Here is a 24274-nt window from a genome sequence, read left to right as displayed (position 1 = left end):
GTCTGGACTCCATGGACTCCAGAAATCACAGCCGAGAATTTGCCCCTTATTCATGGTCCATCTCCTCATCGTGATAGACCCAGTTGTTCGGGCTTTCGACCTCCAGAACGGCCCCTGACTGGTGGCACTTGTAATGGGTTGGAAGGAGCTGATGGACGCTTTGGAAAACCTCACCGGTTTCCTCATCCACAACGTCCTCGGCTTCCCCCAGCTGCATGCCTTCGACGCAGAGATAGCCGTACCGGGTGCGTGGCAGTGGTGGCAGATCGTGATCTTCCGGATTGCGGAAATATTTGATGTACCCTTTCGTGGTCAGAACACTGACGCGTTCAGCAATGGTGCTCCGGCCACCCAAACCAGCCCGGTTTTCAAACCGCTCGGCAAATTGGGTCGCAGTGTAAACCCGTCCGCCCAGCGCTTCTTCGAAGAGGACCTGAAGAATGACATCGCGTTTACGCAGACGTTCGGCATCAAGCTTCTCACCATATTCCTGACGAATCAGCCTCTCCGACGACGGATCAATTTCGATCCATTGCCCACCGTCCTTATCGACGATCTTTGCCGCCAGGGCTGGGCCGTTGCGCAGTTCCGTGATGAGCTTGCGTTCAGAGCGCGTTTCATCAGGGCGAAACAGGATCATGCCTGAGCTGTAGTAGCCCCGAAGCGCCCCCGCGCCGGAAAGCGCCTGGAATGGATCCTCATCAACCTGTTTCTTTGAAAGCTTACGGGTGTGATGGACCAGAATGATGCCTGCGTCCGGATCCACAGCGTCGCGAAGTTTCTCGACCCGATCGCGCAAGAAGAACAGCATGGCGTTGTTGTCATTCTCACTGGGTCCCGCTTCACCGCCATCAAAGACGTTTCGGATCGGATCAATGACGATGATGTCCAGCCCATCGGGGAAGTGTTTTCGGATTAAAGCGCCAACCGTCTCAACGCCCGCTTCATTCAAAATGAGCTTGAGCTGCGGTGTGATGACGAGATTGTCATGGGCGTGCCGGATCACTTCAGGCTGCAATGAGATGTCCTGAAGGCGTTCCCGGAGGTAGTGGTATTGGATTTCGGCCTGCAGATAGAAAACACGCAAAGGACGCGGTGGCGTAAAGGACAGAAACCCAATGCCCGCTGCCATGTGAACCAGCCAGCAGAGCAAGAAATCACTTTTGCCAACCTTGGGCGCACCGCCGAAAACCAGCAGACCGGATGGTGTCAGGACACGAGGCGCAATGATGTCGTCCGGCATGGCAGAGCGATCACCCAGCAACTGCTTCAGGCTAAAGGCTTGCGCATTGGACCTCGGGCTTACGATTGATTGACGCGGTGCGTTGGCAATGAAGGCATCAATATCCATGCCGTCATCGACAGCGTCCGCCGCATCCCACTTTTCTGGTTTATCCAGAGGCGGCATAAGAATGGTGACGGACAGCGCACCGGCACCGAGAGCGGCCTCGGCAGCAGCTTCCGCGTACTGCCAACCTGCTGCATCCTTGTCGGGCCAGATCAAGACCCGTTTGCCACAAAGCGGTGACCAGTCAGTTTTCTCAACCGGTGCCTTGGCCCCATTCATAGCTGTGGTGGCACAAACGCCCTGACCGATTAAGGCATCTGCCGCCTTCTCGCCTTCAACCAACACCACATCCATGGCGGATTTCATGGCGGGCTGGTTATAAAGTGGCCGCGGATCCGGAGCCTTCATCTTCCGGCATGAAACGTCCCAGGGCCTAAACTGCTTTCCGCTGGGTGGATCATAGCGATAGACACAGGCCAACAGAGCGCCCTCGCCATCAACATAGTCCCACTTGGCTGTCACCGGCCCCAACTCGTCCATCGGCACGGTACGCTCCGGCTCAACGGGGACAGTTTCAGATCGCGGCTCGCCCAGCCACTGGCGAACGTCATCCAATAACGAAGGGAAATCCGATTGGGTGTTGCGCCCTGTTGCCGCAGCCCAAAGTGCGAGTACATCCCCGCCCTCACCTGTCGCAAAGTCATGCCACATCCCGGCTTTAGGCCCGGATAGCTCCACACTCAGGCTTTCGCCCTTATTGCCTCGGACATCACCAACCAGGAATTTGCCATGACGAAAAACACCTGCGGGATAAAGGTAGGACAGAAGGCCACGCAAATTGGTATTGAGCCGCGCCTTGATCTCATCAACCGTGAGCCCTGTTTGGTGAGCATCGTCTTGGTGCTGGGGGGCAGCTGAATTGAAATCCCGCCAGTCATTAATGTTTACAACCTCATTGCTCATCCGCCGGTTCTCCAGCACCGATCAGACCAGTCGCAGAATTTGCACTCGAAAAAATCAGCCGATTGCGCGATACGGGGCAGCAACTCACCGGCTTCTGTCGCCTGAATGACGCGCACCGCTTTATCGCTCATGCGTTGGGCAAGCCCGCCATCAAACGCAACCAGCTCATGGTGAAGCTCCGCTGTGTCCTTGTTGATGGCGGTAAACAAAGTCGGGTTTTGAGAAATTCCCGGAACCGAGGCTTCCATATAGGCCTGGTAGGTGGCGATCTGCGCGGCATAAACCGGCTTGGATACCGTGACCCCGCGTTTAGCGGTGTCGTTCCAGGATTTATTGTTGAGTGACTTGCATTCCCAAAGGGCTGGGAAGCCATCCATGACCGGGGCTGCGTTGATTATGCCGTCCACATGACCACGAATACGGCCACCCGCGACACTGAAACCGAACTGCTCTCCACCAGGCTTGTTGCCTTTGGTCGTATAGAGCTCGAAGCCAGCCTTGCTCAGCCAGTCAATGGCCAGGTCCTCAAAGACGTGACCGGCAGCAAAGATACGCAGGGTTTGCCCATCGAAATCTCGACCATCGTCCTTCGGGGCCTGGGCGTATTCGAATTGCAGAGCCCGTTCACAGGCAACACCAAGGCGAGAGCCACCGAGATACTGGCGGGGCGCTTGGCATTGGTTTTCGGCAACCAAAGCCTCATCAACATGGGCGTTCACCTGATCGGCGAATGTTTGGGAGGAATTGTAGTCCAACATCAAAAGGGGACCTCCGTATCTTCGCCTTTGGCAATCGACAGCATGGCGTCCTGAAACCCGCCAACGCAGACTTCAGCGAGAGTGAGAACCTGGGCTTCTGTGAGATCAATCAGCCGGGTTTCCCAACCGATCTCTTCCATCACTTCGGCCAGCATTTTGACGGCATGGCACAGGGCGGCCTTTTCTTGTTCGGTCAAATCAACCATGCCCAAGCCCTCCTTCACCAAGCGCGACCAAAAACCCTGGCAGTCCATGGAGCAGAACCACCGCTGAATACGCGGACGCTTCGATGAATGGCGGTCGAACCAGCCAAAACCACGGGTTGGTCGCCGACAGACGGCACAGAGCTCCCCGCGCGGATGCCATAACCTCAAACGGGTGGCAGCGTTTCCTGAAGTCACCATGGGTCATGCCGCCCTCCGGCTATCTTCAGGGGCGTTCAACACCAGATTGGTGATTGCAGCCTTATTGAACTGAAATGTCAGCAGGGCCGATGCGTGATACCGGGTCAGGCCAAAATCCTGACGGTACTCGGGCGGCAAGAATTGAAGCTGACGGCTGGTGACCGACTGATTGAGCCATGAGCGAGATTTATGGGCGCTTTCGTCGGTCTCGTTTTCATTCAACCAATCATCGGCTGCGGCCAGGCAAATGGTGCGCTCACCCATGGCCAACAAATGCGATTTGAGGCCCTTGCCACCGCCGACGGCATGCCAGCGGCCCTGATGAAAGAAAATGCCGCTCCAGGCGTTGAAGCCATTTGCGACCAACGCCGCATCATCGCCAAAGAGATCGCACCATTGGAAACTGGAACGCTTGAGCAGATCCACTTCCGACATGACGAAATCAGAGATCGGCTGTTGGCCTTCCTTACCCTCCGATTGGAAGTGGTAACCGCACAACGGGCATTCCATGACGGCCAGCGGCACGTTGGCGGCGCACTCGGGGCATTCCTTGGTCAGGGCAGGACCGGATCCGACCTTGCCATCAAGGTTTACGTCCTGCTCGAGACTGCCATGTAGAAGACTGGAAGTGCCAAAATCCAGCACAATGCAGTCACTTTTGACCACACCCGGATGTTCGCTGGGATCAACGGTACGCAGGCCGCGCCCGACCATCTGAATCATCGTGGATTTATAAGAAGACGGCCTCAGCAAGACGACACAGTTGGTCGGTGGGTGATCCCAACCTTCGGTCAGAACTGCGACATTAACCAGAACCTGGGTTTCCCCTTGCTCATAAGCCTGGAGGACATTGCGCCGTTCCGAAGCACCCATGTCGCCATAGACCATGGCGGCCTGGATCCCTTGGGTGCGAAAAGCGTCACGCACATTGCGGGCGTGATCGACCGTTGAACAAAAGACGACCGTTTGGCGATCACCCGCCTTATCTCGCCAGTGTTGGATCACAGCATCGGTGATCGGCGCTTTGTTCATGATGGCGTCAACGGCCATCATGTCGAAATCATCAACGGTCTTGCGAACCGACTTGAGCGCTTCCTGTGCGCCCACATCAATCACGAAGGTGCGCGGCGGCACCAAATGCCCGGAAGCAACCAATTCTCCAATGAACACTTGATCGGCAACATTGGAAAAGATCGGACGCAAGCCCTTCTTGTCTCCCCGGTTGGGAGTAGCCGTCACACCGAAGATCTTAACGTCCGGGTTTTTGTCCCTGGCCTGATCGATAATGCGACGGTAACTGTCGGCTGCTGCATGATGAGCTTCGTCAATCACCAGCAGCTCAAGGGCGGGCATGGCAGCAAGGTTGGATTTACGCGCCAAGGTCGGAACCATGGCGAACGTTGTCCGCCCCTGCCAGGATTTGGTCTTGGCATCGACGACCGAGGTGCTAAGGCCCGGGTTGACCCGATTGAACTTTGCCTCGTTTTGGCTTGTCAGCTCATCGCGATGGGCAAGCACGCAGGCCTTGGCATCATTGCCTTTCAGCAACTGACCGGTGACACCGGCCAGCGCGATGGTTTTTCCAAATCCGGTGGAGGCAACAGCCAGTGTGTTGCCGTGTTCGCCGAGCGCTTGAACACTGCGCTCGACGAAGGTTTTCTGGCGGGGACGGAGCAACATGACCAGCCTCCCCTATTGAGCCCAGGACGGGCGATTGGGGTTTGCTGCAGGTTGCGCCTCTGTGCTGGCATTGGCCGTCGGCTGTGCGGTTGCTGTGGGGGCAGTAGCCGATTGGCTCGGCGTCCAGAGACCGCCGCCAGCCTTAAACGTTTCCCAATCTTTGTTATTCGGAGCCACGGCAAAACGGATGTCGTTTTTGGGATCACCATTGACGTCTTTGCCGACATCAATCTTGGCCAGGAATTCAATGCCATCCAAATCCGCAAAACCGTTGATGCGACGGGCAGCCTGCGCCTGAGGAGAATTGTCCTTGTCGGAAAGGCCCCGCGACGAGTTCAGGATACCGCGCACAAAAGACCGGCCCATGTTGCCCCATTCCGGTCCCTTGAGGCTGCGAAGCCCTATCAGGCTCCAGACCTTGCGCTTGGCAAACGGACCTTCAAGGATGACAAACTCGGCGTTGAGATAAACCGAGCCGGTCGTATCGTTGTGGGTCGCGTATCCACCCGTCCAACCCTGAGTCGGATCGTCATAACCACCGGGTTTGATAGTCATCCGCACCGGCACAATGGTGCCCTTCGGAATCAGGTCGTAGGATGTTTGGGATTCCGCGTCGTTATAGTCATTCCATGCACCAGTCATATTACTGTGCTCCTTTGTCGTCTTCAGGGTTGGGGGTCTCGGCAGGTGGCACGGGGCGACTAAAGGTCAGCCTCTCGCCTGCCGGTTTTGCGGGGCCGCCGATCTTTTCCATCAGACGGCCAAGGTGGGGTTCTTCGATTTGATTGAGCCGACCGCTGCGATCCTTTGCGGGAAAACCGAACGGGTTCAGCGTGTGGCAAACAAAGGCTCTGTAGGGATCGCCGCCATCCGGGCTGACCTCGGCCATGGCGATAACTTCATCGACGATGCCAGGCAGTTCGTTGCCAGTCTTGGAGCCGTCAATTTGGGGAACGAAGGTCATGCGATTGAAATCATCGAGCTTCTCGTCGAGGATCCCGACGAACCAGACGTTCTTGCCACGGGTGTGCTGAAGGTGCGTGAGCCAAGCGATCATCTCCTGGCCATGCAGGCCGTAAGCGCCTCGCATGTCAGGCTTGCCGGTGCGCTCGGAAACGGCCTGCGGCTGGCCTTTGGCCCATTGGAAACACAGACGTCCCGCAACCGTGATGCTGTCGATAAAGACCGTCTGGTACTTATCCAGCGCCGCCGGATCGCCAAACTGCTCACAAACCGCGTCATAGTGGGCCTGGCTATAGACCTGGTCGTCACGCAAGGCCGGGTTTGGACCACCGATGAAGACGGCGAAATCACGGCATTCAATCCAAGTGCGCGGACGAATGGTGTCTCCGGACCAGCCTTCGATTGCCAGATCCCCTGCCTCCAAATCGAAGAACAAGGTGGACTGGGCATCCAGCGTCCAGAGCAACGACGTCTTGCCGATACCGGATTTGCCGAAGATGCAGCCTTTAATGCCGCGCTGTTCTGACATGCGTTCGTCGGCGGAAATGATGGGGAGCGTCATCACTTGCCCCCCTTCTTCGATGCAACTGCATCCAGGGCATTGTCCGCGCCCAAGGATCCGTTCTTGCGGGCCATATCGTAGACCCGGCGCAGCGCATCGATTTCTCCGTAAAGCGCGGAAGATTTGGCCTGCAAAGCCAGCTGGGCGAAAGCGAGGTCATCAATGGACGCCGCTTCAATGGGCTTGATGACTTCTTCTTGGCGATCACCCAAGGGCGGGATCCGGATGGTGTCAGGAAGATCAGCCAGGAAGCAGTTATCTTCGCGCAGGCGTTCGAGTTTGGTCTTGGCGGTCATGATTGCACCTCATCGTTCAGGGAGAGTTGGTAGGAGGCTTTGCCGACACGCACGGTCCTTGCGCCCTCGAACGCCGAGCGAATGTGGTTCGGCCACGCGGCGTATTTGCGTTCAGAAACCTTGATGGTGATGTCGACGTATTCAGCCGGGTCATCGCCTTCGGCTTTCATGCGCTCGACAAGCTGAGCCAGCTGGGACTGATCCCAGGAGACCTTCTTGGGAAGATCGGCGACGATTTGCGCCGGACCTTCATTGAAGCGAACTGTGCCCGTGTCTTTGCCAAGGGCTGCACGGCCTTCTCTCGCCGGAAGGGAAAAGGGGCACTCAAGCGCGCTATCGAAACGGTCCTTCATCAGCTTCGTGATGGTGAGGCGTTCGGCGATTTCACTTTGCAAGGCGGTCAATTGTTCGACCGGCAGAGAGGCGATATCCGCCACCTCCATGGCGCTCAGGTCGTCGATTTGGATGCGGTTGGGGATGTTCATATCGTTCCCCTCACGCATAAAGATCGTTCGGGGTTTCGGTGGTGCTTTTGCAGAGATTGTCTGCTTCATAAGCTTCCACGTCTTCGAGGCGGTAAACGACCCGGCCACCGATTTTGAGATACGCGGGTCCTTCGCCGGTCCACCGCCAGCGTTCAAGCGTCCGTTCACTGATATTCCAGCGATCGGCCAGTTCGATCTGATTGAGATGTTTAATAGCCATGGAGTCCTCCTTGGGGGCTGTTCGAAAACCTGGGAGGAGAATGGCGGTTGTGGGGGGAGGAGCTGGGGAGGCGGAAGGTAGGACAGAAGGTAGGAATTATCTTTTCTATGCCCGAAAACGAAAAAAGCCGCCCCAATGGGACGGCTCATAGATGCTTTAAAAGGCTTTCAATGGATCAGGTATAGGACTCTTCAAGCTCAACTTCGGGCTCGGGTCTACCAGTCCATGTGAAACGATACCGGGCGCTTTTACGAACATTGCCAACAAGCGCCGGGCGGAAACAGGCAAGGCAATCGCCACCGGCATGGCGCACACTTGGATAAATCACGCCAGGGGAATCTTCGGCGAGAAGCCGGTCGGCCAATCCTTGAGATGCAACATAGCTGTCTGCGTTCAGGCAATCAGAGAAGTTATCATCTCCTCGGATGTCATGGTATTCACCACCGAAGTCAGCTAGATAATCATCATAGGTGACGCTTTCATTCAGCCAGTCGATTTCGGCAAGTTCGAGCGACTTGTGCCAGGCGACCTCGGCTTGGGATGTTTCTAGCGCAAACCCCGCGTACCATGCACCCCGATCCGGACCATTAAACCGGCTTCCCAGTGGGTGGGCGTGTGTAAATGCTGCATTGATGATCCGGTAAGACGGAACACTGAATACCAACTCATCAACACCGATTCCGGGAAGCAGATCATTTTCTGCAAGTAGTCGATCATTTGTAGCGTGATCCAGATCGAAGATGCTCTGGAGATGATCGTCATCATCGGCAATGCGAACGAGGACACTGTCCCCGTTCTCACTGTATTTCGAAGGAATCATCCGATGAGTATCGAGTTGGCGGATCCTGCTTGTACCGGGAAAGCTCAATGGCCACCCCGCCGAGCATCAAGAAGCTTTCTAACGGTCGCGTAAGCTGGAAGACCCCCATGGACTAAATAGTCTTTAGGGGTCATCCCTCTAAAAATCCTGTTCTTGTTCGGAAGCTGCATCCATTGATCCGCGAGATCTTCGCTGTAAATAATGTTCAGCGCCTTGAAGATGCCGACCAAATAGGAGATCCGGCGCAGTTTATCCTCATCCAATGCGCGGTCCCCACCTTTTTTCAGAGAATAGAAAGCGCCATTGGACATTCCTCCAAGCAACTGACGAGCGGCTTCATCACGGACCTTCCACTTGTCCATAATGTTAAAGAACGCCCTGATAGCCCCTGAGCTCAGACGATCACGTTCTGCTCGATCAGATAGATCAATCAAGGGGGCAACTTCGTGCCGCGTAGCTGGGTAAGCGTGAGAGAGAGCCATTTGAACCTCCATTTCTGAATTAAATATAACTCCATTTATGGAGTAAATCAATCTCCAAATATGGAGTTAATGTTTTCCAGTCTCAAATCGAGATCCAGCAACGCCCATCGTTCTCCTTGATGAAACCCTGCCAGTCAGAGCGCCCGGAAAATGCTTTCGCGAGTGTATTCACAGAAGCAGCGCTTTCTGCAGCTTCCAGGACGGCCATTGTCAGGCATTCCGGCTCACCAGACTGCCAGGCCTGATATAGATGCCGGATGATGGCCCGTTGCTTCGCGCCCGTGAAAGAATACACTTTCCCCCGAACATTGACTGAAGCACCATCCGCTGTGACCACGATTGGAGCATCGGACATCAGGGCTCCAGAAGAAACCCGGGCAGCTAAAATATCTGGATCTATTTCTAGACCACTTCCGATGACGTCATGAAGATTGATAATCTCATGGCCACGGTAAGTCGCCTCGCTCACGCGGCCTGCCGTCAAATTGATGACTACCCGCAAACCTGGAGCTGGTCTCTCCTTCACAGCATTAGCAAACACCGACCAGACAGTGGGGATCTCAAGTCGTCGAGCAATCCAGATCGGGATACGCTTGGCACGACCGGACAAGCGGACATCCCCTACTTCCCAAAACAGACCCAGCACCAGTTCTTCCGGATCGTTCCGTGACGAAACATCCAGTGCCCTCAACACAAGCTGAAACAATGCGGAATAGCTGATCGAATAGGATGTGAGCTTTTCAGAAGGCACTGCTACCCATCCGGCAGACGGACTGAAATAGCCGTACCCACCCTCCTCCGGCGACCATGTTAGGGTGACGGCTTCATCGTCATGGTCAGAAAGGGAAACCGCTGCAAGCTGATGCCCGTCCGGTTTCAAGACACCTGATATCTTCAGCGCTTCCGCCGATCGGCCATGAAACCCATCCAAAGCCGCACCGGTGATCAACGCATCAGGCGTCTGCAGGATTGACTGCACCAGTTGGACATCTGACCGGGAAAGCGGAACCACATCAGTCGACGTCATTCAAGATGCCCCAACGGCGCAGATATTTCTCACCGATCAACTGTTCCTCTTCCGTTTGGTCCTTCAAGTTACATCCGTGCGGCATGGTGATCGTAAGCGGCAAAGTGCGTCCACGTTTTGACGAACCCTTCGGATGAAACTTGATGGTCAATTTTGCCTGGGTCGCGACCCAACCACCAGCCAGGGGGTCGTTTGCGCCGAACCGGTCTGCCGACATATTCCAGATGGTCCGATCCGCTTTGCGCAGGCATTCGAGAGTGACGCGTTCGCCGTTGTTGTCGAACGGCATCAAACGCAATTGCTTCACCTCCACAGACTCAATCCCGTCATCCGGGTCCGTCAGGAACGGATGGGGAGCCAAGAGAACCGACAGGTCATAGTTCCGGAGCGGAACCTTCTCGCTCTGAAACTCCACGCCGAGCAGGTCACGCGCCATGTACCGCGCCATTTCTTCACGGCTTTCGCGGTCATTGGCCACAACCTCAATCACGCCGGTTTCCGGTTCATAGGTCATCGCCGCTTCAAACACAGGCCGACGCGCACGACGGACCAATTCACCTTCGTCATCGAACGCCAAGAAGGCATCGGGAAGCCCCTCCCGGTAAATGACGATCTGCACCAACTCACAGTCTTCGCCATCAAAGGTCGGGCGATGACGGCTGAAAATATCGATATGAATGTTATTGGAAGAAAACCGCTCCCGCAAAGCTGACTTGAATGCCTCCTGAGCCACAGCATCACGGTTCAGATCAAGGTTGACAGGAGCCATAAAGCCATCCCAGCTACGTCCACGCCGACGCTCGTCCGTGAAACGCACCTCTTCGGCAAAGCGAAACAGGGTCGGAGCATTCAGGAACATCCAAAGCGACCGTGCGTGGCCGTTGGCTAGATCATCCAGAACGGACCGGTCTTCCGCCACGCTGTAAAGGGCCGTTTGCCCTGCATCGTCGGCCAAGGCGCTGACACGCTCCGCATCATTCAGGACGCGGGCGCGTTCGTCGTCTGTCATGTCATCAACAGCCCGAAGCGTTCCCTTAACCACTTCAGGCTCTGGGCCATCCCAATTGATCGGGTTCGAAAGCTCGATTCCTGTGTGTTCAAAATAAGCCTGCAGCGACGAGGCAGGCGTGTTGCGAATGAAAGTCGTCACTGAGGCCATTTGTAATCTCCTTAGCCCTTGATGTTGCGCGGGTCGTTCCCGTGGGAATCGGACTGGGCGATGCGCCCGTCTCGATTATGGATCTTAAATTCAGTTCCAGCGTTGCGGCTGATATCGCGACCGCGATCAATCGCCTCACGTTTGGTGTCAAAATGTCCGCTGGCGCGATCAGAACCGCCGCGGCGGACGTCCCAGCCACCGTTTGAGCTGGGAGTTACATGATGGGTACCGGGTGTACGTTTGGGCATTTGCCGAATCTCCTTGTTGGTACGATTTCGTTCGGTATACATCGAACATTTTCGCAATTCTCTTGTCAAGCACCAATTTGTTCGGCATATATCGAACACGGTCGAAAACATGAATGACCGATCCAGGGAGAAGACATGACAACCTCATTAGGCGAGAAAATCCGCCACCATCGGCAAGAAAAGGGCTATTCCCTCGACAAGCTGGCCGAGCTCACGGATTCCAGCAAGAGCTACATGTGGGAACTCGAAAACCGTGACGCCCGGAAACCATCAGCTGAAAAATTGACCCGAATCGCTCAGGCCCTGTCTGTGACGACGGATTATCTACTGGATGAAAAAGCGACCCCTGACGAAAAGGTCCTTCAGGAAGCTTTCTTCAGAAAATTCAGTAAACTTGGGGATGAAGACAAAAAGAAAATTGAGCAGATGGTCGATATGTGGGGGAAGAAAGATTGAACCTGCCGAATACGCCTGAAAAATGGGCGATCCATCTCAGTAAGCTGATCAAAGTCTTCCATGAAGCCCATGGGTTGGACCGCTTTCCAATTAACGTGGCAGGGATAGCACGGGATTATTCAAAACAGGTTTTCCCGGATGCCTCCATCACCATGATTGAAGGCATGGATCTCTCTCGTAAATTCGAAGGCGCAATGCTTCCGCACCCAAGCGGCAATGGCGAATGGGGCATCATCTACAATGAAAGTATTGAATCTAAGGGTCGCATAAACTTCACCCTTGCCCATGAACTTGGGCACTATCTGCTTCATAGAAAAATCTCGGCAGAGGGCCTTAAGTGCAGCAGCCGCGACATGCACAAATGGAATTCCGAATACGGAAAAGTCGAAGCACAGGCAAATACCTTCGCCTCCTATTTGCTAATGCCGCTGGACGATTTCCGGGATCAAATCTCAAGCCACCCCATTGACCTTGATCTCATGTCGCATTTGGCTGACCGCTATGATGTCTCTCTGACCGCAACCATTCTCAAATGGTTAGGAATGACACATAAGCGGGCAATGATAGTTGTCGGCAAGGAAGGTTTTATTGATTGGGCCTGGAGTAGTGAACCGCTCATCAAATCAGGAATATTCTATCGTGCCCGTCAAGAGGTCACGCCGTTACCTGATGCATCTTTAGCCGCAAAGCAGAACATGCTGATCGATAACCGTACCGGAACCTTGCATTCAAAAGGTGTTTGGCTGGGCCAAGAAGAGGTGCGGGAAATGACCATTTTTTCTGATCAAAACCGTATGTCGATTTCCCTGCTTCTCTATCCAGACGACACTCCGGGGAAATGGGATCTCGATTTGGACGAGCCGTCAGAACACGACACATACGATCAGTTCGTTATTGGAGGCCAAGTATGAAGCCGGTCCTCAATCCCGAATTCGTCACAAACCTTTACCTTATCTATAATAACATGAACAATAACAGCGAGTTATGTTAAAATTCTCTGTGACTAAAAATAACAGGGTGTTTTTCGATGTTGTTTTCATCTCAGGGGAAAAAGCAGGTTGTGGCCGCCTTCGACGGTGGGGAGATTACGTCGGATGGCGGGGTGGTTTTATTGCGCCAAGCAGCGCGCCGGATGAATTTGTTTTCCCGTTTGGCAGGTTGTTTTTGGGATGAGCGCGATGCGCGTTATATTCGCCACGACCTGCCTGACTTGCTGGCCCAGCGGGTGACAGGGTTGGCCCTTGGCTATGAGGATTTGAATGATCATGACAGCCTGTGTCTTGATCCGGCCCTGCGGCTGATGTCCAAAAAAGAAACAGACAAGCTGGCCTCATCCGTCACCCTGGGGCGGGTGGAGTGCTGCACAACAACGGGCAACAAACGCTATCACAAACTCAGTCCTCGTTTTTATAAAATGCAGGAACTGCTGTGCGATCTGTTTCTGGATCATCACAAGCAGCCCCCCCATGATATCATTCTTGATATTGATGCCACCGATATTGAAGTGCATGGTCATCAGGAAATGTCGGCTTGGAATGGCTATTACGAACAGCGAGGCTTTCTGCCGTTGTATATTTTCTGCGGGCCGCACCTGCTGTGGGCACAGTTGCGCGAAGGCGATTGTGATGGGGCCAAAGGGGCCCGCCGCGCCATCTCCACCATCGTCAAACAAATCCGAAAATCTTGGCCCGAGGTCGATATCCTGGTGCGCGCAGATAGCGGGTTTGTGCGCAAACCTCTCATTCGCTGGTGCAAGGCCAACAGAGTGGACTTTATCTTTGGACTGGCGCGTAATTCATATCTTCTGCGCAAGGCAACACAGGCCCGTTCACAAACGTCAAAGCAACGGGTCCAAGAGGGGCGCACCTTCCTGAAAAACTTCGGCCTGTTTGCCCATATTCCCAAGACCGGGTCGTGGGGTCGGCCTTACAATGTGATTGCCAAAATCGAAGATCGTGAGGGCAGTGACCAGCATGTCCGTTTTCTCATGACCTCGCTGGATGAGACCTGCCCCCGCGTGATCCGTGGGGTTAAGGAAGCGCGCAAGGAGATGGCAAGGAACAAACAACCCCTGGGCAAAGACATTGTCGCTCGTGTGCTGTACGAAAAAATCTACTGCCCGCGTGGCGATATGGAAAATCGCATCAAGGATTGTCAGCTCGATCTATTTGGGCATCGCGCAAGCGCACATAAATTCCGTTCCAACTACCTGCGCCTTTTGCTGGAGGGCTTTGCCTATGTGCTGATGACGCATCTTCGCCTGAAAGCGCTGAAAGGCACGATACTCTCCCAAGCCGCCCCCCGCACCATCCGACTGAAGCTTTTCAAGATTGGCGCCAAGGTCACGCGTTCTGTGCGCCGGATTAAACTGAGCTTCCCGGATGCCTATCCCTGTCAGAGCCTTTTCTTCACCGCCTGGCAGCGGCTCATGGCCCCCATATAAAAACGGCTTATTCAGTGCGCAATAAGTTACAGCCTTTACAAAAAGGAACAGGTCAGCACGCCCCCAAATCATACATAATCTACCCATGGTTGTTTTTGCGCGTAAATATCCTCACACCACCAACACAAACCTGCCAGCCAGGATGGGTTGCACCCATTTGCAAATGATTTTTGGGTAATTGGTAAGGAAAATACCCACGACAAATCAATTTGTGAATTATCCGGGTCAATACAATAAAACCATTACCTGGCAGTGTGAAATGACAGGAAGTGAAAAAAACTGGCAGCCAGGCATGCAAGTCCGCCTTATCCACAATCCGCTTAGGATTGGGATGCTGACGGATGCTGAGCCCAGAGTCAGAAAGACCCGCAAGCTCTACCAAGTCCGTTTCCCCGACCAAGTCGATCGCGTCTACGAGGATCAACTGGAACCGTTGCCTGAAGAGCGGATGAACCCTTTAGATCTTCTCGCCGACGGCAAACTCGGCACCCCAAATGATCTGAGACGCACGCTTACTCATGTCCGGCTCACAGGACGCCTTGCTGACATTATTTACAGCATGGAAGCTACCAATACGGATTTCTATGCCTACCAATTCAAACCTGTTTTGAAACTTCTTCAGACACCCACGAACGGACTTCTGATCGCAGATGAAGTTGGCTTGGGTAAAACGATCGAAGCGGGACTGATCTGGACCGAGCTTCGAAGTCGCTTCAACCTGAAACGCCTCGTTGTCCTATGTCCGGCTGCACTAAGAGAGAAGTGGCGGGACGAGCTCACCAACAAAATGGGACTATCACCGCAAATCTGCGATGCCAAAGAAATGTTGCGCATCCTGAAGGACAATCAGGCTCACGCAAAAGGCTTTGCCATCGTCGCCAGCACTCAGGGCCTACGCCCACCGAGAGGGTGGGACGACGAAGACGAAAAAACATCGAATGCAGCTCAACTCGCTCGTTTCCTGCAATCCATGGAAAGCGAAGAGCGCTTGTTCGATTTGCTTGTGGTCGATGAAGCACACCACATGCGAAACCCAGAAGCACAGACAAACTCGCTTGGGCAACTGATGAGAGCCGTTTCCGAATATCTGGTTCTGCTCACGGCAACTCCAATCCACAATTACAATCGCGACTTATATTCCCTTCTCAACCTTCTGGACCCTGATACATTCAGTCGGCACGAAGACCTTGTCGAGATCCTGTCAGCCAATGAGCCCCTGGTTCGCGCCCGAGATCTTGTGCTTAAAGGCGCAGCCTCTGAGGAGGAGCTGGTTGAAATATTAGAGGCGGCTGGCCGCAGTCGACTTCTCAAGGGAAACAGGCAACTTGAGACCCTTCTAAAGGGATTAACGCCGAAATCTCTCCAATCCTTCACCGAAAAGAGCCGCATCGCTCATCGCTTGGAAACCATCAACCTCCTTGGTCATGCCATCACCCGGACCCGCAAGCGCGATGTGAAAGAATGGCGTGTCGTTCGTGATCCGCAGCCAGAGTTCATCGAAATGACGGAGGTTGAACGGGAGTTTTATGACCTCGTCACGGACATCGTCATCGACTATTCACTGGACCGGGATATCAACGAAGCCTTTCTCCTCGTTACACCTCAACGACAAATGGCAAGCTGCATGCCAGCGGCTTTGAAGTCCTGGAAACAGCGCCGGATGGAAATCCCTGAAGATCAACTTTCTGGGACAGATGCTGATGAGAACAAGAAAAACAAACTTGGGCCTCTCACAACGAGGCTCGTAGAGCGTTCAACTGAATTTGTTGACCTCGATGAACTCATAGAGAACGACAGCAAATACAATCGTCTTTGCGACATGCTCGAGGCCTATTTTGAGCTACACCCAAAAGCCAAAGTGATCGTCTTCTCGACGTATCGTGGGACCCTTGCCTATCTCGATCAGCGTCTCAATGACGATGGCATATCTACAATCGTCCTCCAGGGCGGCGGAACAAGAACTAAAGACGATATCATTAAAGAATTTAGATCACCTCAAGGTCCAAGCGTTCTGTTGTCTTCCGAAGTCGGTGGCGAAGGTGTCGACCTTCAATTTTCCTGGGTGGTTGTAAACTATGACCTGCCCTGGAACCCCATGCGCGTAGAACAGCGGATTGGTCGTGTGGATCGTCTTGGCCAGGAATCAGACAAGGTTTTGGTATGGAACCTGTTCTACGCCAATACCGTTGATGCCCGTATTTACCAAAAGCTCTACGACAAACTGGATCTCTGTAGAAATGCCTTGGGCGACTTTGAAGCCATCCTAGGGGAAAAGATCCAAGAACTGACCCACGACCTTCTAACAGGCCATTTAACGGCTGAACAGCAGGAGGAACGGATCAATCAAACGGCTCAGGCCCTCGAAACCCTAAACCCGAATTCGTCACAAACCTTTACCTTATCTATAATAACATGAACAATAACAGCGAGTTATGTTAAAATTCTCTGTGACTAAAAATAACAGGGTGTTTTTCGATGTTGTTTTCATCTCAGGGGAAAAAGCAGGTTGTGGCCGCCTTCGACGGTGGGGAGATTACGTCGGATGGCGGGGTGGTTTTATTGCGCCAAGCAGCGCGCCGGATGAATTTGTTTTCCCGTTTGGCAGGTTGTTTTTGGGATGAGCGCGATGCGCGTTATATTCGCCACGACCTGCCTGACTTGCTGGCCCAGCGGGTGACAGGGTTGGCCCTTGGCTATGAGGATTTGAATGATCATGACAGCCTGTGTCTTGATCCGGCCCTGCGGCTGATGTCCAAAAAAGAAACAGACAAGCTGGCCTCATCCGTCACCCTGGGGCGGGTGGAGTGCTGCACAACAACGGGCAACAAACGCTATCACAAACTCAGTCCTCGTTTTTATAAAATGCAGGAACTGCTGTGCGATCTGTTTCTGGATCATCACAAGCAGCCCCCCCATGATATCATTCTTGATATTGATGCCACCGATATTGAAGTGCATGGTCATCAGGAAATGTCGGCTTGGAATGGCTATTACGAACAGCGAGGCTTTCTGCCGTTGTATATTTTCTGCGGGCCGCACCTGCTGTGGGCACAGTTGCGCGAAGGCGATTGTGATGGGGCCAAAGGGGCCCGCCGCGCCATCTCCACCATCGTCAAACAAATCCGAAAATCTTGGCCCGAGGTCGATATCCTGGTGCGCGCAGATAGCGGGTTTGTGCGCAAACCTCTCATTCGCTGGTGCAAGGCCAACAGAGTGGACTTTATCTTTGGACTGGCGCGTAATTCATATCTTCTGCGCAAGGCAACACAGGCCCGTTCACAAACGTCAAAGCAACGGGTCCAAGAGGGGCGCACCTTCCTGAAAAACTTCGGCCTGTTTGCCCATATTCCCAAGACCGGGTCGTGGGGTCGGCCTTACAATGTGATTGCCAAAATCGAAGATCGTGAGGGCAGTGACCAGCATGTCCGTTTTCTCATGACCTCGCTGGATGAGACCTGCCCCCGCGTGATCCGTGGGGTTAAGGAAGCGCGCAAGGAGATGGCAAGGAACAAACAACCCCTGGGCAAAGACATTGTCGCTCGTGTGCTGTACGAAAAAATCTACTGCCCGCGTGGCGATATGGAAAATCGCATCAAGGATTGTCAGCTCGATCTATTTGGGCATCGCGCAAGCGCACATAAATTCCGTTCCAACTACCTGCGCCTTTTGCTGGAGGGCTTTGCCTATGTGCTGATGACGCATCTTCGCCTGAAAGCGCTGAAAGGCACGATACTCTCCCAAGCCGCCCCCCACACCATCCGACTGAAGCTTTTCAAGATTGGCGCCAAGGTCACGCGTTCTGTGCGCCGGATTAAACTGAGCTTCCCGGATGCCTATCCCTGTCAGAGCCTTTTCTTCACCGCCTGGCAGCGGCTCATGGCCCCCATATAAAAACGGCTTATTCAGTGCGCAATAAGTTACAGCCTTTACAAAAAGGAACAGGTCAGCACGCCCCCAAATCATACATAATCTACCCATGGTTGTTTTTGCGCGTAAATATCCTCACACCACCAACACAAACCTGCCAGCCAGGATGGGTTGCACCCATTTGCAAATGATTTTTGGGTAATTGGTAAGGAAAATACCCACGACAAATCAATTTGTGAATTATCCGGGCTAAAGCAGGAAGAGGCACAACTCGAATCAGAAGCTGCTCATCTTGTGGCTTATGGGGACTATATCCTTCAGCAAGTTCAGGCTGCCCGAGACATGAACCGTTGGATCAACGGCGGAGGCCTGTATACCTACGTCACGGACTTCCTGAATATTCACTATCCCGGATACGTGCTTAAGGAAAAAGACGCCACCAACTACGAATTTGAGTTGTCTCTCACGGCGCATGCCAAACATGATCTAAACGAGTTTATGAGAGTTAATAACCTCGCCGGTCAAACTCGCCTAACCCAAGCCGCGACATCAACCATCCCATGCCGATTTGAAAACCGCGTGCTCGCCGGTGCCCGAGCAAGAACGGAATCCATTTCGCAATTCCATCCCCTTGTTCGCTTCATCAGTAACAAAATCTCAGAAACCGCTACGCAGATACGCCCGGCAGTTTCTGTCAAAATTGATTCGTCCCACTTGGATGGTGCTGTTGATCCTGGCACCTACGTGCTCGCGGTTTCCCTTTGGTCCGTTCAAGGACTGCGAGACGTTGAAAAACTCGTATATGAAGCAATCAACATGGCCAATCCTGAGGACCTGCTCGGTGAAGACAAGGCAGAGCTGCTTGCAAGTGCCGGCGCAGCAAATGGGGAACTATGGCTGGAAGCAAAGAACGAATGCGACTTTCAGAAGGCCCATCAACTGGCAAATGATGTTCTGTTAGGCACGCTTGATGAACAGTTCGTTCGTTTCGTTGAAGAGGAAAGTGCTCAAAACGAGGATAGAGCGGACATCCAAACGCGAAACCTGGAACGCCATATCGAAAAACAACGAGAAACCATTCTCAACACAATCGAAAAACTAAAAAGAACAGGGAAAACAAAGTTAATCCCTGCCAACGAAGGACGGTTAAAGGCGCTGGAAGAGCGCTATGAACGGCAAAAAATTGCAATTGATTCCAGACGAACCGTCAACTCCCGCCCCGAAGATATCTGCGTTTCGGTAATTTCAGTGGTTTAAGGAGATATGTACGGTGGGAAAAGGTAGGTTCGGGTCCTTATTTGAGGGCATTCTCAGCAAATCACCTGATATGGCCGATAAATTAAAGAGCATGGCCAAGCGGAGCAGCGAAACACCCCTGAGTGATGCAGCTCCGGAGCAAGTTGCGCCTGAAGAAGCCGAGACGAAAAAGCCCCCTGCAAAAAAGCAACCTATTGATCGCATGGCCAATGTGGTGGTGGAAAAGAAAAGTATTACACCGAGGGTCCGCGTAAAACCAAACAAGCCGAAGCCAGTCAACAAGCCAACGAAGAAGAATAAACGGCCAAAGACGAAAAACACGATCCCAGGAGGTTCGAGCAAACCTGCGCCTACTTATCCAGATCGCTTTTTCGATGGCATTCCCGAAAATGCCCATCAGTTTGGCCTAAACGATGGCTCACAAATCCTAGACGTCGTCATTGGCCTGGACTTTGGGACTTCATCAACAAAAGTGTTTGTTCATGCGCCCAATTATGCTGGCAATCCCGCCTTTGCCATTCCATTCGGACAATATGCACACGAGAGCCTTGATTATCTTTTACCCACGATGCTCGCCGTTAACAGCGATGCCTACTGTAGCTTTTCACCTGAAGCCGGTTCATCGATCCTAACCGATATAAAGATCACCTTGATGAGGTCGCCACACGGATCGGTGGAGGCCCTCGGCGAGACGCCTTCTGCGGCAACTCCGATGACGGTGACAACCGCCTATTTGGCGTTAGTTTTAAGATATGTTCGCAGCTGGTTTCTGGCCCATAAGAAATCGATATTCCAGGATTTTAAAATTAACTGGGCCGTTAACCTAGGCTTACCGGCTGCCATTGACGACGATCCAAAACTTCGAGAAACCTTCGACTTGGTTGGCAAGGCTGCCTGGCTTATGTCGAGAAAACCTGGGCCTGTTACATTGAATGACGCATACCGCGCCATTGAAGACATAAAGCACTCGCGATTTAAACAAGATGACCTTCCGTGGGACTTTGAGCTCGTTCCAGAAGTCATCGCGGAAGTAACGGGCTATGCTCGATCAGAATTTAGAAACGAGGGTTTACATTTCCTAGTCGACGTTGGCGCGAGCACTTTGGATGTGTGCGCTTTCGCCCTTCGCGATAACGAAGGCGACGACCATTTCACCATTTATACGGCGGAGGTCGCTCTTCTTGGGGCACAGAGGCTCCATCAAGCGCGTATCGATGGAGCTCAAAAAGCTACATCGGAAAGTGCTGCGCAGCTTTTCGATGCTCGAGACCCTCTGAGCCACATTCCAAACGATCTCACAACCTACGTGCCAGATGGAGAGGTTATTGTTGAGGGCGTAAATCAAGCCAACAAGGCATTTGCGAAGGACAGCAGTAACGCTGTTCACAAGACAATATGGCATACCCGAAAAAAGCGGGATCCCAATTCACCGAGATGGTCAGAGAACCTTCCGATTTTTGTGTGTGGCGGAGCGCGAGCGATCGATCTTTATGAGCAGGCCATCCAAGGAATTGAGGCATGGGTCCGTCGCTTCATTCCCTCCTGCCCTGGGATCCGCGTCATCCCCCTACCTAAGCCCACATCTCTTGAAGCCAACATCAGCGACGCTGACTACCACCGACTGGCAGTAGCTTGGGGGTTAAGTCACGAACCTCATAATATTGGCGACTGGGACAGACCCAGTGAGATTGATGACATCCCCCCCCCACGCAAGGTCGACATATCAGACCGTTTCATCGGCGCTGAAATGACGTAGGGCTCAGTAAAAAATAGCGAATTACGCAGTTTTTCGCCCCCGCATGATTCCATAGTGATTCCAGTGAACCATTTCAGCGGATGCGCCAAAAATCAAAAAAGCCCCTAACTCATTGAGTTAGAGGGCTTTTTTATGGTTGCGGGGGCCAGATTTGAACTGACGACCTTCAGGTTATGAGCCTGACGAGCTACCGGGCTGCTCCACCCCGCGTTGGTATATTGTAACGACAAAGCCGCCTTTTGCGAGGCGGCTTTGGGTAACGATTGTGATAGGTTAGATCTCTTTGGAAGGCCTGGCAGCGACTTACTCTCCCGCGCCTTAAGACGAAGTACCATCAGCGCAACGTGTTTTCACGGCCGAGTTCGGGATGGGATCGGGTGTTTGCCACGTGCCATAACCACCAGGCCATCCAAAGAGATCTAGATTATCTTTTATATTATACAGGTTTCTGTTGAGAATTGATTTGTAGATTTTTAATTCTACGCATGATGGTTGCTCATCAAGCCTATCGAATGATTAGTATCAGTTAGCTTCATGTGTTACCACACTTCCACACCTGACCTATCAACGTGGTAGTCTTCCACGATTCTCAGGGATACCTAGTTTCCAGGTGGGTTTCCCGCTTAGATGCTTTCAGCGGTTATCCTGTCCGAACTTAGCTACCCAGCGATGCTCCTGGCGGAACAACTGGTACACCAGAGGTTCGTTCACCCCGGTCCTCTCGTACTAGGGGCAAATCCTGTCAAGTATCCTCCACCTACGGCAGATAGGGACCGAACTGTCTCACGACGTTCTAAACCCAGCTCACGTACCACTTTAATTGGCGAACAGCCAAACCCTTGGGACCTGCTCCAGCCCCAGGATGTGATGAGCCGACATCGAGGTGCCAAACACTACCGTCGATGTGAACTCTTGGGTAGTATCAGCCTGTTATCCCCGGCGTACCTTTTATCCGTTGAGCGATGACCCTTCCACGAGGAGTCACCGGATCACTATGACCGACTTTCGTCTCTGTTCGTCTTGTCAGACTCACAGTCAGGCAAGCTTATGCCATTGCACTCTAAAAGCTGATTTCCGACCAGCCTGAGCTTACCATCGTGCGCCTCCGTTACGCTTTAGGAGGCGACCGCCCCAGTCAAACTACCCACCACGCAGGGTCCCGGATCCGGTTTCACGGACCGCGGTTAGACATCAATAACTAAAAGGGTGGTATTTCAAAGGTGGCTCCACAGCGACTGGCGTCTCTGCTTCAAAGCCTCCCACCTATTCTACACATTTAGTTACTAATGCCACTGCGAAGCTATAGTAAAGGTGCACGGGGTCTTTCCGTCTAACCGCAGGAACTCCGCATCTTCACGGAGAGTTCAATTTCGCTGAGTTGGTGTTGGAGACAGCGGGGAAGTCGTTACGCCATTCGTGCAGGTCGGAACTTACCCGACAAGGAATTTCGCTACCTTAGGACCGTTATAGTTACGGCCGCCGTTTACCGGGGCTTCAATTCATGGCTTGCACCACTCCTTTTAACCTTCCGGCACCGGGCAGGCGTCAGACCCTATACGTCGTCTTGCGACTTCGCAGAGCCCTGTGTTTTTAGTAAACAGTCGCCACCCCCAATTTTGTGACACCCATATCTGCTTGCGCAAATACAGGTCACCCTTATCCCGAAGTTACGGGTGAATTTTGCCGAGTTCCTTCAACACCATTCTCTCAAGCGCCTTGGTATTCTCTACCTGCCCACCTGTGTCGGTTTGGGGTACGGTCTATACGGGAGAGTTATTTCCTGGAACACCCTGGTTGCACGTTCAATCCAATAAGGACGTACAAATTCCGGCATTCGTCACTACTCCCAGGTTCAGGAATATTAACCTGATTCCCATCAACTACGACTTTCGTCCTCGTCTTAGGGGCCGACTCACCCTGCGCGGATTAGCCTTGCGCAGGAACCCTTGGGCTTTCGGCGACAGAGTTTCTCACTCTGTTTATCGCTACTCATGTCAGCATTCTCACATCTGATACCTCCAGCATTGCTCACACAACACCTTCGCAGGCTTACAGATCGCTCCGCTACCACTTGTCCTAAAGGACAAATCCACAGCTTCGGTACACGGCTTGAGCCCCGGTACATCTTCGGCGCAGGACGGCTTAATTAGACCAGTGAGCTGTTACGCTTTCTTTAAAGGGTGGCTGCTTCTAAGCCAACCTCCTGGTTGTTTTGGCCTTCCCACATCCTTTCCCACTTAGCACGTGATTTAGGGACCTTAGCTGGTGGTCTGGGCTGTTTCCCTTTCCACTACGGACCTTAGCACCCGCAGTGTGTCTGCCAGATAGTACTCCTCGGTATTCGGAGTTTGGTTCGAGTTGGTAAGGCTCGCGCCCCCCGTCCCGATCCAGTGCTCTACCCCCGAGGGTATTCATCTGACGCTCTACCTAAATAGATTTCGCGGAGAACCAGCTATCTCCAGGTTTGATTGGCCTTTCACCCCTAGGCACAAGTCATCCCCGTCTTTTTCAACAGACGTGGGTTCGGTCCTCCAGTGCGTGTTACCGCACCTTCAACCTGCTCATGCCTAGATCACCTGGTTTCGGGTCTAATCCATCGAACTCAGTCGCCCTATTCAGACTCGCTTTCGCTGCGCTTACGCCTATCGGCTTAGGCTTGCTCGATAAATTAACTCGCTGACCCATTATACAAAAGGTACGCCGTCACAGTTCAAGACTGCTCCGACTGCTTGTAGGCATCCGGTTTCAGGTTCTGTTTCACTCCCCTTATCGGGGTGCTTTTCACCTTTCCCTCACGGTACTGGTACACTATCGGTCGTATAGGAGTATTTAGCCTTGGAGGGTGGTCCCCCCATGTTCAGACAGAATTTCACGTGTTCCGCCTTACTCAAGGATATAAAGGATTTCTACGACTACAGGGCTATCACCTACTATGGCTGCACTTTCCAGAGCATTCGTCTTCTTACCAATATATCACTGGGCTGGTCCCCGTTCGCTCGCCGCTACTAGGGGAATCTCGGTTGATTTATTTTCCTCAAGCTACTTAGATGTTTCAGTTCGCTTGGTTTGCCTCTGTAACCTATGTATTCAGTTACAGATAATCCTAAAGGATTGGGTTGCCCCATTCAGAAATCATCGGA

Annotated in this window: 21 protein-coding genes, 1 tRNA gene and 2 rRNA genes (1 of these 24 cut by a window edge); 7 read left to right on the top strand and 17 right to left on the bottom strand. The window is 53.0% G+C overall.

Annotated elements, in window-relative coordinates; genetic code table 11:
* Positions 1 to 46: 46 nt before the first annotated feature.
* The 14 genes from ACI0FF_RS03095 to ACI0FF_RS03030 form a co-directional block, all read right to left on the bottom strand.
* Entirely contained in the window at positions 47 to 2251 is a 2205-nt protein-coding gene (locus tag ACI0FF_RS03095; RefSeq protein ID WP_419798675.1) for an AAA family ATPase, read from the bottom strand.
* A complete protein-coding gene (locus ACI0FF_RS03090; RefSeq protein WP_419798674.1) occupies positions 2248 to 3009 on the bottom strand; it encodes a hypothetical protein in 762 nt (253 codons plus the stop codon). Before ACI0FF_RS03090 ends, ACI0FF_RS03095 begins: the two co-directional genes overlap by 4 nt.
* Positions 3009 to 3215, bottom strand: a complete 207-nt coding sequence (locus tag ACI0FF_RS03085) for a DUF6511 domain-containing protein (RefSeq protein WP_419798673.1) — start codon at positions 3213 to 3215, stop codon at positions 3009 to 3011. Before ACI0FF_RS03085 ends, ACI0FF_RS03090 begins: the two co-directional genes overlap by 1 nt.
* A 201-nt stretch (positions 3216 to 3416) precedes the next feature.
* Positions 3417 to 5093 carry a DEAD/DEAH box helicase gene (locus ACI0FF_RS03080; RefSeq protein WP_419798672.1) on the bottom strand — a complete coding sequence of 559 codons (1677 nt, stop codon included), beginning with the start codon at positions 5091 to 5093 and terminating at the stop codon, positions 3417 to 3419.
* Between the two features lie 12 nt (positions 5094 to 5105).
* Complete coding sequence (locus tag ACI0FF_RS03075; protein ID WP_419798671.1) at positions 5106 to 5735, bottom strand: hypothetical protein; 630 nt, start codon at positions 5733 to 5735, stop codon at positions 5106 to 5108.
* Between the two features lies 1 nt (position 5736).
* The gene (locus ACI0FF_RS03070) at positions 5737 to 6618 is read right to left on the bottom strand and encodes an ATP-binding protein (protein WP_419798670.1); all 882 of its coding nucleotides are present in this window, start codon (positions 6616 to 6618) and stop codon (positions 5737 to 5739) included.
* Entirely contained in the window at positions 6618 to 6914 is a 297-nt protein-coding gene (locus ACI0FF_RS03065) for a hypothetical protein (protein ID WP_419798669.1), read from the bottom strand. Before ACI0FF_RS03065 ends, ACI0FF_RS03070 begins: the two co-directional genes overlap by 1 nt.
* Positions 6911 to 7399: a hypothetical protein gene (locus tag ACI0FF_RS03060; RefSeq protein WP_419798668.1), complete on the bottom strand. Its 489-nt coding sequence runs from the start codon at positions 7397 to 7399 to the stop codon at positions 6911 to 6913. The genes ACI0FF_RS03065 and ACI0FF_RS03060 overlap by 4 nt, the downstream gene beginning before the upstream one ends.
* 10 nt (positions 7400 to 7409) lie before the next feature.
* Complete coding sequence (locus tag ACI0FF_RS03055; RefSeq protein ID WP_287466918.1) at positions 7410 to 7619, bottom strand: helix-turn-helix transcriptional regulator; 210 nt, start codon at positions 7617 to 7619, stop codon at positions 7410 to 7412.
* Between the two features lie 175 nt (positions 7620 to 7794).
* The gene (locus ACI0FF_RS03050) at positions 7795 to 8487 is read right to left on the bottom strand and encodes an RES family NAD+ phosphorylase (protein WP_419798667.1); all 693 of its coding nucleotides are present in this window, start codon (positions 8485 to 8487) and stop codon (positions 7795 to 7797) included.
* Entirely contained in the window at positions 8484 to 8921 is a 438-nt protein-coding gene (locus tag ACI0FF_RS03045) for an antitoxin Xre-like helix-turn-helix domain-containing protein (protein WP_419798666.1), read from the bottom strand. The genes ACI0FF_RS03050 and ACI0FF_RS03045 overlap by 4 nt, the downstream gene beginning before the upstream one ends.
* Positions 8922 to 9003: 82 nt before the next feature.
* A complete protein-coding gene (locus ACI0FF_RS03040) occupies positions 9004 to 9948 on the bottom strand; it encodes a hypothetical protein (protein ID WP_419798665.1) in 945 nt (314 codons plus the stop codon).
* Positions 9935 to 11107 (bottom strand): hypothetical protein, encoded by a 1173-nt coding sequence (locus ACI0FF_RS03035; RefSeq protein ID WP_419798664.1) that lies wholly within the window; start codon positions 11105 to 11107, stop codon positions 9935 to 9937. Before ACI0FF_RS03035 ends, ACI0FF_RS03040 begins: the two co-directional genes overlap by 14 nt.
* Before the next feature lie 11 nt (positions 11108 to 11118).
* Positions 11119 to 11355, bottom strand: coding sequence for a DUF2188 domain-containing protein (locus ACI0FF_RS03030; protein ID WP_350485081.1), 237 nt, complete (start codon positions 11353 to 11355; stop codon positions 11119 to 11121).
* Between the two features lie 135 nt (positions 11356 to 11490).
* Between ACI0FF_RS03030 and ACI0FF_RS03025 the strand changes: the two genes are divergently transcribed.
* The 7 genes from ACI0FF_RS03025 to ACI0FF_RS02995 all read left to right on the top strand — a co-directional run bounded on the left by ACI0FF_RS03025 (position 11491) and on the right by ACI0FF_RS02995 (position 21134).
* Positions 11491 to 11811, top strand: coding sequence for a helix-turn-helix domain-containing protein (locus tag ACI0FF_RS03025; RefSeq protein ID WP_419798663.1), 321 nt, complete (start codon positions 11491 to 11493; stop codon positions 11809 to 11811).
* Complete coding sequence (locus ACI0FF_RS03020) at positions 11808 to 12722, top strand: ImmA/IrrE family metallo-endopeptidase (RefSeq protein ID WP_419798662.1); 915 nt, start codon at positions 11808 to 11810, stop codon at positions 12720 to 12722. The genes ACI0FF_RS03025 and ACI0FF_RS03020 overlap by 4 nt, the downstream gene beginning before the upstream one ends.
* 116 nt (positions 12723 to 12838) lie before the next feature.
* Positions 12839 to 14254 (top strand): IS1380 family transposase, encoded by a 1416-nt coding sequence (locus ACI0FF_RS03015; RefSeq protein WP_419797666.1) that lies wholly within the window; start codon positions 12839 to 12841, stop codon positions 14252 to 14254.
* Between the two features lie 331 nt (positions 14255 to 14585).
* Positions 14586 to 16670: an SNF2-related protein gene (locus ACI0FF_RS03010; protein ID WP_419798661.1), complete on the top strand. Its 2085-nt coding sequence runs from the start codon at positions 14586 to 14588 to the stop codon at positions 16668 to 16670.
* 59 nt (positions 16671 to 16729) lie between these two features.
* Positions 16730 to 18145, top strand: a complete 1416-nt coding sequence (locus ACI0FF_RS03005; RefSeq protein ID WP_419797664.1) for an IS1380 family transposase — start codon at positions 16730 to 16732, stop codon at positions 18143 to 18145.
* Between the two features lie 147 nt (positions 18146 to 18292).
* Positions 18293 to 19378, top strand: a complete 1086-nt coding sequence (locus tag ACI0FF_RS03000) for a hypothetical protein (protein WP_419798660.1) — start codon at positions 18293 to 18295, stop codon at positions 19376 to 19378.
* Positions 19379 to 19448: 70 nt separating this feature from the next.
* Positions 19449 to 21134, top strand: a complete 1686-nt coding sequence (locus ACI0FF_RS02995) for a hypothetical protein (protein WP_419798659.1) — start codon at positions 19449 to 19451, stop codon at positions 21132 to 21134.
* Positions 21135 to 21267: 133 nt separating this feature from the next.
* Here ACI0FF_RS02995 and ACI0FF_RS02990 read toward each other — a convergent pair.
* The 3 genes from ACI0FF_RS02990 to ACI0FF_RS02980 form a co-directional block, all read right to left on the bottom strand.
* A tRNA-Met gene (locus tag ACI0FF_RS02990) sits at positions 21268 to 21344 on the bottom strand.
* An 80-nt stretch (positions 21345 to 21424) separates the two neighbouring features.
* Positions 21425 to 21539, bottom strand: a 5S ribosomal RNA gene (rrf, locus tag ACI0FF_RS02985).
* 90 nt (positions 21540 to 21629) lie between these two features.
* A 23S ribosomal RNA gene (locus ACI0FF_RS02980) occupies positions 21630 to 24274 on the bottom strand; it runs 103 nt beyond the window's last position.

Source organism: Terasakiella sp. 4MB5A (assembly GCF_050058155.1).
In the GTDB taxonomy this organism is placed as follows: Bacteria; Pseudomonadota; Alphaproteobacteria; order Rhodospirillales; family Terasakiellaceae; genus Terasakiella; species Terasakiella halodenitrificans.
Note: the sequence above shows the minus strand (reverse complement) of the source record. Positions and strands in the feature narration are given on the sequence as shown.

What these genes read in the sequence shown, in the direction of transcription:
- ACI0FF_RS03045 (WP_419798666.1), bottom strand. Translation starts at nt 8,921, where the DNA reads ATGGCTCTCTCTCACGCTTACCCAGCTACGCGGCACGAAGTTGCCCCC.
- ACI0FF_RS03025 (WP_419798663.1), top strand. Translation starts at nt 11,491, where the DNA reads ATGACAACCTCATTAGGCGAGAAAATCCGCCACCATCGGCAAGAAAAG.
- ACI0FF_RS03055 (WP_287466918.1), bottom strand. Translation starts at nt 7,619, where the DNA reads ATGGCTATTAAACATCTCAATCAGATCGAACTGGCCGATCGCTGGAAT.
- ACI0FF_RS03075 (WP_419798671.1), bottom strand. Translation starts at nt 5,735, where the DNA reads ATGACTGGTGCATGGAATGACTATAACGACGCGGAATCCCAAACATCC.
- ACI0FF_RS03080 (WP_419798672.1), bottom strand. Translation starts at nt 5,093, where the DNA reads ATGTTGCTCCGTCCCCGCCAGAAAACCTTCGTCGAGCGCAGTGTTCAA.
- ACI0FF_RS03030 (WP_350485081.1), bottom strand. Translation starts at nt 11,355, where the DNA reads ATGCCCAAACGTACACCCGGTACCCATCATGTAACTCCCAGCTCAAAC.
- ACI0FF_RS03070 (WP_419798670.1), bottom strand. Translation starts at nt 6,618, where the DNA reads ATGACGCTCCCCATCATTTCCGCCGACGAACGCATGTCAGAACAGCGC.
- ACI0FF_RS03015 (WP_419797666.1), top strand. Translation starts at nt 12,839, where the DNA reads ATGTTGTTTTCATCTCAGGGGAAAAAGCAGGTTGTGGCCGCCTTCGAC.
- ACI0FF_RS03005 (WP_419797664.1), top strand. Translation starts at nt 16,730, where the DNA reads ATGTTGTTTTCATCTCAGGGGAAAAAGCAGGTTGTGGCCGCCTTCGAC.
- ACI0FF_RS03065 (WP_419798669.1), bottom strand. Translation starts at nt 6,914, where the DNA reads ATGACCGCCAAGACCAAACTCGAACGCCTGCGCGAAGATAACTGCTTC.
- ACI0FF_RS03090 (WP_419798674.1), bottom strand. Translation starts at nt 3,009, where the DNA reads ATGTTGGACTACAATTCCTCCCAAACATTCGCCGATCAGGTGAACGCC.
- ACI0FF_RS03035 (WP_419798664.1), bottom strand. Translation starts at nt 11,107, where the DNA reads ATGGCCTCAGTGACGACTTTCATTCGCAACACGCCTGCCTCGTCGCTG.
- ACI0FF_RS02995 (WP_419798659.1), top strand. Translation starts at nt 19,449, where the DNA reads ATGGCCGATAAATTAAAGAGCATGGCCAAGCGGAGCAGCGAAACACCC.
- ACI0FF_RS03085 (WP_419798673.1), bottom strand. Translation starts at nt 3,215, where the DNA reads ATGGTTGATTTGACCGAACAAGAAAAGGCCGCCCTGTGCCATGCCGTC.
- ACI0FF_RS03060 (WP_419798668.1), bottom strand. Translation starts at nt 7,399, where the DNA reads ATGAACATCCCCAACCGCATCCAAATCGACGACCTGAGCGCCATGGAG.
- ACI0FF_RS03095 (WP_419798675.1), bottom strand. Translation starts at nt 2,251, where the DNA reads ATGAGCAATGAGGTTGTAAACATTAATGACTGGCGGGATTTCAATTCA.
- ACI0FF_RS03010 (WP_419798661.1), top strand. Translation starts at nt 14,586, where the DNA reads ATGCTGACGGATGCTGAGCCCAGAGTCAGAAAGACCCGCAAGCTCTAC.
- ACI0FF_RS03040 (WP_419798665.1), bottom strand. Translation starts at nt 9,948, where the DNA reads ATGACGTCGACTGATGTGGTTCCGCTTTCCCGGTCAGATGTCCAACTG.